This is a genomic window from Bradyrhizobium sp. BRP19 (assembly GCF_020194195.1).
GTDB lineage: Bacteria > Pseudomonadota > Alphaproteobacteria > Rhizobiales > Xanthobacteraceae > Bradyrhizobium > Bradyrhizobium yuanmingense.
In genome coordinates, this window is record NZ_JADYVZ010000010.1 from 14,130 (window position 1) to 26,726 (window position 12,597).

Annotated in this window: 13 protein-coding genes; 10 read left to right on the forward strand and 3 right to left on the reverse strand. The window is 64.7% G+C overall.

Going from position 1 to position 12,597, the window contains the following annotated elements; all coding sequences use genetic code 11:
* From I6F36_RS25885 to I6F36_RS25920, 8 genes are all read left to right on the forward strand, one after another.
* A complete protein-coding gene (locus I6F36_RS25885; RefSeq protein ID WP_036023339.1) occupies positions 1 to 969 on the forward strand; it encodes a tripartite tricarboxylate transporter substrate binding protein in 969 nt (322 codons plus the stop codon).
* Positions 966 to 1,451 (forward strand): tripartite tricarboxylate transporter TctB family protein, encoded by a 486-nt coding sequence (locus tag I6F36_RS25890; RefSeq protein WP_036005655.1) that lies wholly within the window; start codon positions 966 to 968, stop codon positions 1,449 to 1,451. Before I6F36_RS25885 ends, I6F36_RS25890 begins: the two co-directional genes overlap by 4 nt.
* Entirely contained in the window at positions 1,451 to 2,950 is a 1,500-nt protein-coding gene (locus I6F36_RS25895) for a tripartite tricarboxylate transporter permease (RefSeq protein ID WP_036023341.1), read from the forward strand. Before I6F36_RS25890 ends, I6F36_RS25895 begins: the two co-directional genes overlap by 1 nt.
* 120 nt (positions 2,951 to 3,070) lie before the next feature.
* Positions 3,071 to 4,873, forward strand: a complete 1,803-nt coding sequence (locus I6F36_RS25900) for an adenine deaminase C-terminal domain-containing protein (protein WP_225172439.1) — start codon at positions 3,071 to 3,073, stop codon at positions 4,871 to 4,873.
* Positions 4,874 to 5,025: 152 nt separating this feature from the next.
* Positions 5,026 to 6,810, forward strand: coding sequence for a glyoxylate carboligase (gene gcl / locus I6F36_RS25905; RefSeq protein ID WP_225172440.1), 1,785 nt, complete (start codon positions 5,026 to 5,028; stop codon positions 6,808 to 6,810).
* 13 nt (positions 6,811 to 6,823) lie between these two features.
* Positions 6,824 to 7,609 carry a hydroxypyruvate isomerase gene (hyi, locus tag I6F36_RS25910; protein ID WP_036005630.1) on the forward strand — a complete coding sequence of 262 codons (786 nt, stop codon included), beginning with the start codon at positions 6,824 to 6,826 and terminating at the stop codon, positions 7,607 to 7,609.
* A gap of 100 nt (positions 7,610 to 7,709) precedes the next feature.
* On the forward strand, positions 7,710 to 8,597 hold the full coding sequence (locus I6F36_RS25915) for a 2-hydroxy-3-oxopropionate reductase (RefSeq protein ID WP_225124817.1): 888 nt from the start codon (positions 7,710 to 7,712) through the stop codon (positions 8,595 to 8,597).
* A gap of 112 nt (positions 8,598 to 8,709) precedes the next feature.
* The gene (locus I6F36_RS25920) at positions 8,710 to 9,093 is read left to right on the forward strand and encodes a DUF1236 domain-containing protein (protein WP_036005622.1); all 384 of its coding nucleotides are present in this window, start codon (positions 8,710 to 8,712) and stop codon (positions 9,091 to 9,093) included.
* A 40-nt stretch (positions 9,094 to 9,133) separates the two neighbouring features.
* Here the strand turns inward: I6F36_RS25920 and I6F36_RS25925 are convergent, their stop codons facing one another.
* The 3 genes from I6F36_RS25925 to I6F36_RS25935 form a co-directional block, all read right to left on the reverse strand.
* On the reverse strand, positions 9,134 to 9,505 hold the full coding sequence (locus tag I6F36_RS25925; protein WP_036023344.1) for an antibiotic resistance protein VanZ: 372 nt from the start codon (positions 9,503 to 9,505) through the stop codon (positions 9,134 to 9,136).
* Between the two features lie 77 nt (positions 9,506 to 9,582).
* Positions 9,583 to 10,179 carry a thiamine pyrophosphate-dependent enzyme gene (locus I6F36_RS25930; protein ID WP_225172441.1) on the reverse strand — a complete coding sequence of 199 codons (597 nt, stop codon included), beginning with the start codon at positions 10,177 to 10,179 and terminating at the stop codon, positions 9,583 to 9,585.
* An 8-nt stretch (positions 10,180 to 10,187) separates the two neighbouring features.
* Positions 10,188 to 10,739, reverse strand: a complete 552-nt coding sequence (locus tag I6F36_RS25935; RefSeq protein WP_057030106.1) for a thiamine pyrophosphate-binding protein — start codon at positions 10,737 to 10,739, stop codon at positions 10,188 to 10,190.
* Between the two features lie 242 nt (positions 10,740 to 10,981).
* On the opposite strand from I6F36_RS25935, the gene I6F36_RS25940 reads away from it, so the two are divergent.
* Together I6F36_RS25940 and I6F36_RS25945 are read left to right on the forward strand one after the other, a co-directional pair.
* Positions 10,982 to 12,031 (forward strand): hydroxyacid dehydrogenase, encoded by a 1,050-nt coding sequence (locus I6F36_RS25940; RefSeq protein WP_225172442.1) that lies wholly within the window; start codon positions 10,982 to 10,984, stop codon positions 12,029 to 12,031.
* Positions 12,032 to 12,147: 116 nt separating this feature from the next.
* Positions 12,148 to 12,588 carry a flagellar basal body rod protein FlgC gene (locus tag I6F36_RS25945; protein WP_225172529.1) on the forward strand — a complete coding sequence of 147 codons (441 nt, stop codon included), beginning with the start codon at positions 12,148 to 12,150 and terminating at the stop codon, positions 12,586 to 12,588.
* Positions 12,589 to 12,597 lie beyond the last annotated feature (9 nt).

A 12,597-nucleotide genomic window follows, 5' to 3' on the forward strand; every position in this document is an offset into this window, starting at 1 on the left:
ATGTTCCGATTTCCCGTGCGCCTTGTCGGCGCAGCCGTCGCGTTGACTCTGGCGGCAGCCAATCCGGGCTTTGCCCAGCAGCTCGAGCTCAAGTTGATGGCGCCGGCGGCTCCGGGCGGAGGCTGGGACCAGACCGCGCGCTCGATGCAGCAGGCGCTGGTGGCTGCGGGCGTCGCCCGCAGCGTGCAGGTCACCAATGTTCCCGGTGCAGGTGGCAGCGTCGGCATCGCGCAGTTCGTCAACGGCGCCAAGGGCGACGGCAACCAGATGATGGTCAACGGCTTCGTCATGGTCGGCGCGCTCGCCATGAACAAGTCGCCGGTGACGCTGGAGCAGGTGACGCCGATCGCGCGCCTGACCGAGGAAATCCAGGTGATCGTGGTTCCCGCGAATTCGCCGATCAAGACTGCGCAGGATCTGGCCGCCGCGGTGAAGGCCGATATCGCCAAGGTCACCTTCGCCGGCGGTTCGGCCGGCGGCGTCGACCATGTGATGGCCGCCTTGTTCGCCGGCGCCGTCGGTGCCGACGCCAAGAAGATCAATTACATCCCGTTCTCCGGCGGCGGCGAGTCGCTGGCGGCGATCCTCGGCGGCAAGGTCACCGCGGGCATTTCGGGGCTCAGCGAATATGAAGGGCAGATCAAGTCCGGCAAGCTGCGCGCGATCGGCGTGACCTCGGAGAAGCGCATCGCAGGCAGCGACATCCCCACGTTCAAGGAGCAGGGCATCGACCTCGTGATCGCCAATTGGCGTTCGGTGGTCGCGCCTCCCGGCATCACGCCGGAGCAGCGCAAGACCTTGAGCGATGCGGTCGAGAAGATGGTGAAGTCTGACGCCTGGAAAGAGATCCTCAAGCAGAAGGGCTGGGAGGATGCCTATCTCGGCGGCGATGCTTTTGCCGACTTCCTGAAGAAGGAAACGGCCCGTGTCACCGACGTGCTGAAATCGGTCGGCTTGGTCAAATCATGACCTCGGGCGATCCCGTCCAGCCGCCGCGGCGCGTCGACCGCGCCGGTCTCGTCATCGCGGCATCGCTTGCGGTGCTCGCGGTCGTGCTGGTCTGGGACGCGCGCGGCCTGCAATCCGCCGCGATGTATGGGATGGGGCCGGAGGCGATGCCGGTTGTGGTCGCCTGCGGCCTTGCGCTGCTTGCGATCGGCAATTTCATCGACGCACTGCGCGGCAATCTGCCGGCACGCGAAAGCGCCGATCCCGTGCCTGTGGTTCTGATCCTCGTCGGTCTGGCGCTGCTGATCGCCATCATCGGCTTTGGCGGCGGCTTCATCCTGGCGACTTCGGCCCTGTTCGTGACGACCTCGGCGGCCTTCGGGCGCCGTGCCATCCTCATCGACGCCATCATCGCTCTCGTGATGTCGACCCTCATCTATCTCGCGTTCGACCGGTTGTTGACGCTGAGCCTGCCTGCCGGCCCGCTGGAGCGACTGCTGTGATGGATACCTTTGCCGCGCTGGCTCACGGCATGGCGGTCGCCGTCCAGCCGATGAACCTGCTTTACGCGCTGATCGGCGTGTTCCTCGGCACGGCCGTGGGCGTTCTGCCCGGCATCGGCCCGGCATTGACGGTCGCGCTGCTGCTGCCAGTGACCTACAAGCTCGACCCCGGCGGTTCGCTGATCATGTTCGCCGGCATCTATTATGGCGGCATGTACGGCGGATCGACCACAGCGATCCTCATCAACACGCCGGGTGAAAGCGCCTCGATGGCGACCGCGCTCGAAGGCAACAAGATGGCCAAGGCCGGCCGCGGCGGGCCGGCGCTTGCGACCTCCGCAATCGGTTCCTTCGTCGCCGGCACCATCGCCACCATTGGCTTGGCTTTCCTTGCGCCATGGCTGGTCGATGTCGCCGTGCGCTTCGGTCCGGAGGATTATTTCGCGCTGATGTGCGTTGCCTTCGTCACGGTGTCGGCGACCTTCGGCGATTCCCCAATCCGCGGCCTGACCAGCCTGTTCATCGGTCTGACGCTCGGTCTCGTCGGCATCGACAAGTTGACCGGTCAGGCGCGGCTTGCGTTCGGCGTTCCTGAATTGCTCGACGGCGTTGAAGTCACAACGCTCGCGGTCGGCCTGTTCGCGGTGGGCGAGGCACTCTACGTCGCATCGCGCCGCCACCACACCGAGGAGAAGCTGGAGCCGGTGCGCGGCTCGCTGTGGATGACCAAGGAGGACTGGAAGCGGTCTTGGAAGCCATGGCTGCGCGGGACCATGTTCGGTTTCCCGATCGGTGCGCTCCCGGCCGGCGGCGCGGAGATCCCGACCTTCCTGTCCTATTCGACCGAGAAGCGGCTGACGAAGCATCCCGAAGAATTCGGCAAGGGCGCGATCGAAGGGGTCGCCGGCCCCGAAGCCGCCAACAACGCCTCCGCTGCCGGCACGCTGGTGCCGCTGCTGACGCTAGGCCTGCCGACCTCGGCGACCGCCGCGATGATGCTGGCGGGCTTCCAGCAATATGGTCTCAATCCGGGCCCGCTGCTGTTCGCCGAGCGGCCCGACCTCGTGTGGGGCCTGATCGCCAGCCTGTTCATCGCCAACATGATGCTATTGGTGCTCAATCTGCCGCTGGTCGGCCTGTGGGTGCGGCTGCTCGCGATCCCGCAGCCCTGGCTCTATGCCGGCATCCTGGTGTTCGCGACCATGGGCACCATCGCGGCAAAGCCGTCGGTGGTGGAATTGTCGATGCTCGCCGGTTTCGGCGTGCTCGGCTTCCTGATGCGCCGGTTCGATTTCCCGATCGCGCCCGTCGTCGTCGGCCTGATCCTGGGCCCGATTGCCGAAAGCCAGCTCCGCCGCGCGCTCGCGATCAGCCTCGGCGATCCCATGACGCTGCTGCAGAGCCCGATCTCGGCGACGCTCCTCGGCGTCGCGCTGATCGCGCTGGTGGCACCCTTCGTCTTGAAGGGGCTCGGGCGGTTCAAGGCGAATGAGGACTAGCGGAACTCATCAACGGCCAGTTTGCCCAATGCGTAAGCAAAGGTGCCGTTTTATTTGAGTTGCCCCTGCCGCCGTCGGGGGCAACCATCGCTGGGCTGTCCAATATCCGTGAGAGCCCCGATGACCAAACTCACCCGCTTCACCGTTGCTCCCCTGCACAGCATGACGCGGCGCTTGGCCGATGTTGCGTCGGCCCGCGTCGCGCCGGATCTCGTCGTCACGGGGGCGCGGGTGCTCTCGACCTATTCGGAGCGCATTCATCAGGGGCGGGAAGTCTGGATCACAGGCGGCCGCATCGCGGCGGTGAAACCGGCAGGCACAGCCAAGAAAGCCTGGAGCGATGTTCCGCTGTATGACGCCGCCGGTGGCATCATCGCGCCCAGCCTCGTCGATCCGCACATCCACATCGAATCCTCGATGGTGACGGCCTGCGCCTATGCCGAGGCTGCGTTGCTGAACGGCACCACCACGATCTTCTGCGACAGCCACGAGATCGGCAACGTCATGGACGTCGCCGGTGTGGAGGCGATGCTGCAAGATGCGCGCGAGGCGCCGCTGTCGATCTTCTTGACCGTGCCGAGCACGGTTCCCGCGACCTCGGCTGAACTGGAGACGGCGGGCGGCGACCTCACGCCGGACAAGATCGCCGGTCTGTTCGATCGCTGGCCCGAAGCGGTGGCGCTTGGCGAGAAGATGGATTTCGTGCCTGTCACGATGGGCGACGAGCGCAGCCATGCCATCCTCTCCGCAGCCTTGAAGCGGGGGCGTCCCGTTTCCGGGCATGTCTACGGCCGCGAATTCGTTGCGGCCTATGCGGCATCCGGCGTCACCGACACCCATGAGGCGATCGACCGCGACATCGCCGATGACCTGCTCGATGCCGGCGTTTGGGTGTTTTTGCGCGGGGGACCGCCGACTACGCCCTGGCACTCGCTGCCGCAAGCGATCCGAACAATCACCGAGCTCGGGGCCTCGCACAAGCGCACCGCCGTGTGCACGGACGATCGTGACGCCGATGATCTCCTGCTGTTCGGTCTCGACTGGGTCGTGCGGGAAGCCGTGAAGGCGGGGATGTCGCCCGAGCAGGCCTGGTCAATGGGCTCTCTGCATGGCGCGACCCGCTTCGGGATGGAAGGCGATATCGGCGGGCTTGGCGGCGGCCGCCGCGCCGATCTCGTGCTGATGGACGATCAGCTCGAGCCACAATGCACCTGGTATGGTGGCGAGCTCGTGGTCGAGCACGGCAAGATCACCCCGCGTCTCGATCAGGCGCTGTCGCATCGCTACCAATATCCCAAGAGAGCCTATGCGACCGTCAAGCTGCCGCAGACGATGAAGCTGACGCCCGAATTGCCCGCGAAGGCCTGCACCGTCAACGCCATCAAGACCGCGCTGCCTGGCATCACGCTGATCCACGAGAAAGTGGAGATCGAACCCGCAAAAGACTGGCCGTCGCTGTTCGCGCGCTACGGTCTCTGCTTCGTCGCCGTGGTCGAGCGTCATGGCAAATCCGCCGGGAACGTTGCCCATGGGCTCCTGAAGGATTTCGGCCTGAAGCGCGGCGCGGTCGCGTCCAGCGTCGGGCACGACAGCCACAATCTCATCGTCGTTGGCACCAACGAGGGCGACATGCAGGTCGCCATCGCCGCCATCAAGGAGCGGCAGGGCGGCGTCTGCGTCGTCGCCGACGGCGAGGTGAGGGCGCTGGTTCCGCTGCCGATCGCAGGACTCCTGTCCGACAAGCGTGTCACCGAAGTCGCGGAAGAGGTGAAGGTGCTGAAGAAGGAATGGGCCGAGGCCGGCTGCACCATCCCGTACATGGGCTTCAATTTGATTCCGCTATCGGTCATTCCGGAAATTCGCATCACCGATAAGGGACTCGTGCTGGTGCCGCAGATGCAGCTGGTGCCGCTGTTCGAGTGAGCTGCTTTCACGCATCTGTTGATCTAACCGATTGACACGTCCACGATTCTCTCGTGGTTGCCGCATCGTGGAAAATAAAATCGGTCTCGTTGAGATCGGCTTCTGCGTATCTGATGATCTCGCTCGCTGACGCAATTTGAGCGAGGTCCGATATGGCGAAGATGCGAGCTGTCGATGCGGCCGTGCGTATCCTGGAGAAGGAAGGTATATCGACGGCCTTCGGTGTTCCCGGCGCTGCAATCAATCCGCTTTACTCGGCGCTGAAGAAGCGCGGCTCGATCCGCCACATCCTGGCGCGCCATGTCGAGGGCGCTTCGCACATGGCCGAAGGCTATACACGCGCCAAGGCCGGCAATATCGGGGTCTGTATCGGCACCTCCGGGCCGGCTGGCACCGACATGATCACCGGTCTTTACTCCGCGATCGCCGATTCCATCCCGATCCTCTGCATTACGGGGCAGGCGCCGCGCGCGCGGCTCTACAAGGAGGATTTCCAGGCGGTCGACATCGAGTCGATTGCAAAGCCTGTCACGAAGTGGGCACTGACGGTACGTGAGCCGGCGCTGGTGCCGCGTGTGTTCAGCCAAGCCTTTCACGTGATGCGCTCAGGCAGGCCGGGGCCGGTGCTGATCGACATGCCCCTCGACGTACAGCTCGCCGAGATCGAATTCGATGACGAGACCTACGAGCCGCTGCCGGTCTATAAGCCCGCCGCGACGCGCAAGCAGGTCGAGAAGGCGCTGGAGATGCTCAACGCCGCCGAACGGCCGCTGATCGTCGCGGGCGGCGGCATCATCAACGCCGACGCCTCGGACCTGCTGGTCGAGTTCGCCGAAATCGCCAACATACCCGTCGTGCCGACGCTGATGGGATGGGGCGCGATCCCCGATGATCACGTGCTGATGGCCGGCATGGTGGGTCTCCAGACCAGCCACCGCTATGGTAATGCCACGCTGCTGGAGTCCGACTTCGTGCTCGGCATCGGCAATCGCTGGGCCAACCGCCACACCGGCTCGGTCGAGACCTACACCAAGGGTCGCAAATTCGTTCACGTGGACATCGAGCCGACGCAGATCGGGCGCGTGTTCAATCCCGATCTCGGCATCGTCTCGGACGCAAAGGCCGCGCTCGAACTGTTCGTCGCCGTCGCCAGGGAGTGGCGGCGGTCAGGCAGGCTCCGCGAGCGCCAGGCGTGGCCTGCGGCCTGCCGCGACCGCAAGAAGACGATGCTGCGCAAGAGCCATTTCGACAACATCCCGATCAAGCCGCAGCGCGTCTACGAGGAAATGAACAAGGCGTTCGGCCGCGACACCACCTATGTCACCGTGATCGGCCTGTCGCAGATCGCCGGCGCGCAGTTCCTCGGCGTCTACAAGCCCCGCAACTGGATCAATGCCGGGCAGGCGGGGCCGCTCGGCTGGACGCTGCCGGCCGCGCTCGGCGTGCGCGCGGCGTGCCCGGAGCGCGAGATCGTCGCGCTCTCCGGCGACTACGATTTCCAGTTCCTGATCGAGGAGCTCGCGGTCGGCGCGCAGTTCAATCTGCCCTACATCCACGTCGTCGTGAACAATTCCTATCTCGGCCTGATCCGACAGGCCCAGCGCGGCTTCGACATGGACTATCACGTCCAGCTCTCCTTCGAGAACATCAACGCGCCCGAGATCGGCGTCTACGGCGTCGACCATGTCGCGGTCGCCGAAGGCCTCGGCTGCAAGGCCATCCGCGTCACCGACCCGAAGGACACGCAGGCAGCGTTTGCGACCGCCCGCGAATTGATGGCCAAGCACCGCGTGCCTGTGGTGGTCGAGTTCATCCTCGAACGGGTCACCAACATCGCGATGGGCACGGAGATCGACAACATCGTCGAGTTCGAGGAGGTGCTGGACCTTCCGCTCGACGAAGTCGATACCACGCGCGTGCTGCAGCCGGCGGAATAGGGGACGAAGCACCATGCCGAAATTTGCCGCCAATCTCACCATGCTCTTCAACGAGATGCCGTTCCTCGACCGCTTTGCGGCGGCGAAGGCGGCGGGCTTTGCCGGGGTCGAATATCTCTTCCCCTATGATTTCGACAAGGCGCAGCTGCGCGAGCAGCTCGAGGCGCATGGCTTGACGCAGGTGCTGCACAATCTCCCCGCCGGCAACTGGGCGGGGGGCGAGCGCGGCATTGCGATCCTGCCCGACCGCATCGCCGAATTCCGCGACGGCGTGTTCCGCGCGATCGATTATGCCAGGGCGCTCGATTGCGAGCAGCTCAACTGCCTCGTCGGCATCGCCCCTGTCGACGCCGATCCGCACGAGCTTCGGGAGACGCTGGTCGGGAATCTGCGTTTTGCAGCTTCGTCGCTGGCGCGAGAGAACATCAAGCTATTGGTCGAGCCCATCAACACGCTCGACATTCCCGGCTTCTTCCTCAACGGCACCGAGCAGGCGGTGCAGCTGATCTCCGAGGTGAGGTCGAACAACCTCTTCATCCAGTACGACATCTACCACATGCAGATCATGGAAGGCGATCTCGCCCGCACCATGCAGGAATATCTGCCTCAGATTGCTCACGTCCAGCTTGCCGACAATCCCGGCCGTCACGAGCCCGGCACCGGCGAGATCAACTATCCCTTCCTGTTCCGCCACCTCGACGCGATCGGCTATCGCGGCTGGATCGGCTGCGAATACAAGCCGCGCACCACGACGCTGGAGGGCCTGTCGTGGCATGCGGCACAGACGTTTGAGACCTGAGAATATTGCCACGTCGGCGGTGCGCTCCCTCTCCCGCTAGCGGGAGAGGTGCACCGAGTGCGCGGATGAATTTTGCTACTTCAACTGTGAGAAATCAAACATGACCAACATCGGCTTCATCGGACTTGGCACCATGGGACGGCCGATGGCCGGCCATCTCCTGGCCGCGGGCCATCGCGTTCTCCTGCATGACGTTGCGCCGATCGCGCCAGAGCTGATGTCCGCGGGCGGCATCGCCTGCACATCCGCCAGCAAGGTCGCGGAGCAGGCGGACGCGGTCATCATCATGGTGCCGGATACGCCGCATGTGGAGGCCGTGCTGTTCGGCAAGGAGGGTGTCGCCAGCGGCATCTCCAAGGGCAAGATCGTCGTCGACATGAGCTCGATCTCGCCGCTGGCGACGAAGGAGTTTGCAAAAAAGATCGAGGCGCTCGGCGCTGATTATCTCGATGCGCCGGTGTCGGGCGGGGAGGTCGGCGCCAAGGCGGCGAGCCTCACCATCATGGTCGGCGGGCCGGAGCGGGCTTTTGGCACCATGAAGCCGATCTTCGACAAGATGGGCAAGAACGTCACGCATGTCGGCGCCAACGGCGACGGGCAGACGACAAAGGTTGCCAACCAGATCATCGTCGCGCTCACCATCGAAGCCGTGAGCGAGGCCCTGTTGTTCGCATCCAAGGCCGGTGCGAATCCCGCGCTGGTGCGCAAGGCGCTGATGGGCGGCTTCGCGTCCTCGCGAATTCTGGAGGTGCATGGCGAGCGCATGGTGAAGCGCAATTTCGATCCTGGCTTCCGCATCGAGCTGCACCAGAAGGATCTCAATCTCGCGCTCGAAGGTGCGCGTGCACTCGGCCTGTCGCTGCCGAGCACGGCGGTGGCGCAGCAATTGTTCTCGTCCTGCACCGCACATGGCGGCAAGGCCTGGGATCACTCCGCCATGGTGCGGGCGCTGGAACTGATGGCGGGGCATGAGATCGCCAGGGCCTGAACTGTTACGCGGTAACACTGTCCAGTGATCCATCTTTCGTCGCAGGGGAACCGGAACAATGCTCCGGCCCCGCGGGTTGAAGGCGCAGGACAATCACTGGAGACAGAACACCATGAAAACCCGTCTTGCGATTACGTTGGCTGCAGCGTCGCTGCTGGCGTCGAGCGCAGCCTTTGCTCAGTCGACGACCGAACAGGGCGCCAGGGACGGCGCGCGTGCAGGTGGCGACATCGGCGGCCCGATCGGTGCAATGGTTGGCGGCACCGTGGGTGCAGCCGTCGGCGCCGGTCTCGAAATTCCGAATGCGGTCCTCGGCGGAATTCCTCGCAGCGACTCCGTCGTGGTCCAGGAGCGCGTCGTGGTCGGCGAGCCGCTGCCTCCGACCGTGGTGCTGCGGCCCGTGCCGAACTACACCGAATATCGCTATGCGGTCGTGAACGATCGCCGGGTGATCGTCGAGCCGCGCACACGCCGCGTGGTCAAGATCATCGACTGATCGACGCAATTCTTTGTGCTGAGCAGGGCCCTGCGGAGCATCACTCCGCGGGGCCTTCGCTTGTCATGGCGGAGCTGGTGCGAAAGCGCGAGAGTAGCCGGTCTGCGGCGGCGGCGAGTGCAAAGCCGAGGCACGCGGTGGCAGCATCGACCACAAAATCCACCAGCCGCGCGTGACGGCCGGGTGCCCAAAATTGCATCAGCTCGAGAACGCCGATCAGGACGACCGCGGCCGCTGCGCTCAGTAGGCGCCGGCGTGGATAGGCGAGGCCGAAGGCCAATCCCACCATGACGAAGGCAAGCGCATGTTCGCCGTCCTGACCGAGGTCGGAATGGGGGCGAAGGCCGGGAGGACCGAGGGTGGCGAACGTAACGGCAGCGGCGAGCAGCCAGGCAAAGGTACGAATGAACATCCGGGTCGCTTAGCACGAATTTGGTCGGGTTGTCGCGAGGCTCGTATCAGATCGCCGTGTAGTTAATGACAAAAATGTTAAAGCGGATCGCGCACGCCGAGGCCATGCATGAAGCGTTCCCGGATCTGCACGGGGTCGCGCCGGGTGGTGCCCACGCCGGGCTTGTCGTCGATCCTGACCGCGATCAGGCTCGGCTCGGAAGCGGCCATGGCGCCGTCGACCAACCGCTCGAAATCTTCCTCGTCCGCGGCCCAGGCGCTGCTCGCAAGACCAGAGCCAATGGCAATGGCGACGATGTCGGCAACGTTCGCTGCCGGCGTCGGCTGCGCCCCGGTGATTTGGTAGATGCCGTTGTCCATCACGATCATCGTGAGGTTCTTCGGCTTCAAGGCTGCAATCGTCGAGAGCGCACCGAGCTGCATCAGGAGCGAGCCGTCGCCTTCGAGCGCGAGGACGCGGCGGTCGGGCTGCGCCAGCGCCACGCCGAGCGCGATCGGAAAGGCGAGTCCCATGCTGCCCAGCATGTAGAAGTTCTGCGGGCGGTGGCCGGCGGCCCACAGATCGAAATTGGTGTTGCCGATGCCGCCGATCACGGCTTCCTCGTGCTTCAGCTTCGCGATCAGCCGCGAGGTGACGTCGAAGCGGTTCATCACCTTGGTGTTGCCAGTGTTCATCGCCGGCCTCACTTGTCGAAGACCTTGCCGCCCGTCAGCAGCGGGTTGAGGATCAACGCCACCGGCGCCTGCGTGGTGACGGCCTGCTTGATCGAGCGGTCGGTGATGAATTCGAGCTCGTCGAGCCGGGTGATGGTGTGATGCTCCAGCGCCAGCGAATCGAGCACCGGTCGCATGGTGCGGCAGACCAGGGACTGGCCGTAGTTGAATTCGCCGAGCGTGCCGCGCTCAGAGACGAGCATGATCAGCGGAATCTGGTAGGGCACTGCGAGCGAGGCCAGCACGTTTGCGAGCGTCGCAAAGCCGGAGGTCTGCATCAGCACCGCGCCGCGCCGACCGCCCATCCAGGCGCCGGCGACGATGCCGACGGCCTCTTCCTCACGGGCGGTCGCGAAAGTGGTGAAGAAGGGATCGGCGTGCAGGTTCTTGATCAGCGGCGTCAGCACGCGGTCCGGCACGTAAGGGATCAGGTTGATCTCGTTCCGCTTCAAGGTTTGCAGGACGATGCCGTGCCAGCTTCCGTCGCTGCTCCCCTGCGGCTGCTGTTCCGCAATCGCCATCGCGCTCTCCCTAGGGCCGCGCATGCTTCTTGGTTCTTGCCGTCGCGGCGGTCTGCCGAACTTGACGCGGGCAGCGGGATTGTCAACATGTCCGCCCCGTCACCGTGATCTGCGCCAGCAGGCCTGCCGTGGCCGGCACCGCCATGGCATAAGCGGCGACAACCAGAACACGGGAGGGGCATAGGAGGGCGCGCATCGCGCTGACCTTGCGGATCTCCCGCGAACGAGCCGGAAGGGTCCTGATGTCCGTCAACAACAAGCGCGTCGTCTACTCCAATTATTTGGCCAATCCGATCTATATCGATATCCTGAAGGCCCGGCCCGACGTCCGGCTCGATCGCATCGAAAATGGAAGCCCCGAGGATGTTTATGGCCCGCTCCTCGGCGCTGCCCACGTCTACCAGGTCGGCGCCGCCCGCGATGAGCTCGCCCCGCATTTCCATGTCGATGGCGCCTTCCTGAAGCGGACGCCGAATTTGCTGCTGGTCTCCAGCAACGGTGCCGGCTTCGATCCCGTCGACGTCGAGGCCTGCACGGAGGCAGGCGTCGTAGTCGTCAACCAGTCCGGCGGCAACGCCCATTCGGTCGCCGAGCACGCGCTGGCGATGATGCTGACGCTGTCCAAGCGCATCATCCAGTCGGATCGCCGGCTGCGCCGCGAGCGCGACGTGAACCGCAACGATCTCGTCGGCAACGAGGTCGAGGGCAAGACCGTCGGCATCATCGGCCTCGGTAATGTCGGCCGGCGCATCGCCGCCTTGTGCAAGGGCCTGCTCGGCATGACAGTGCTTGCCTACGATCCGTATTTGTCGGCTGAGGTGATGGCCGAGCGGGGCGGGGAGAAGGTCGAGCTCGACGAGCTGTTGCGGCGCGCCGATTTCGTCTCGATGTCATGCCCGCTCAACAAGGGCAGCCGCAACTTGATCAGCACACGCGAATTCGCGCTGATGCAGCCGCATGCCTATTTCATCACCACCGCACGCGGCTTCATTCACGACGAGGACGCGCTGCTGCAGGCGCTGCGCGACAAGCGCATCGCCGGTGCCGGCCTCGACGTCTGGTCCAAGGAGCCGCCGCCGCCGGAGCATCCGCTGCTCCAGTTCGACAACGTGCTGGCGAGCCCGCACACGGCAGGCGTCACCATCGAGGCGCGCCAGAACATGGGCCGGATCGCCGCCGAGCAGGTGCTGGATGTGCTCGACGGCAAGCGCCCGCCGCGCATCATCAATCCCGAAGCCTGGCCGCGCTATGCCGAGCGCTTCAAGCAGGCTTTTGGCGTGACGCCGGGGTAGGGCGCGCGAAGCCCAGTCGCGCGCCGATCCTTGGTTATCAGGATGAAAACGGAGCGCGGTGGATTTTACTGATGGCGTGAATGAACGCGTATGACCTCTCCTGTAGATCAGGGAGCATGAGCATACTTTCGATTGCGACATCCGGACTTTCTGCGGCGAGTTTGCGCGTGAACGTGGCGGCGAGCAATATCGCCAACATCAGCACGACCGGCCCACTACCCGCGTCAGGCGGGTCGAGCGCATCGGCCGGTGCGGGCATTGCTCCAACGTTTCCTGCAGCCTACGTGCCCTTGCGGGTCGATCAGGTCTCCCAGTCGAGCGGTTCGACGCCGGGCGGTACGGTTGCGACCGTATCGACGGTATCGCCGAGCTATACCGCGCAATCCGACCCGAGCGCTCCCTTCGCAAACCAGGACGGCCTGATCGCAGCGCCGAATGTCGATCTTGCTAGCGAATTCGCTCAGCTGGTGACCGCAAAATACAGCTTCGTTGCCAATGCGAAGGTCATTCAGGCCTACGCCGAGACGCAAGACACGCTCCTCGACATCAAGGCGTGAGGGCTGACG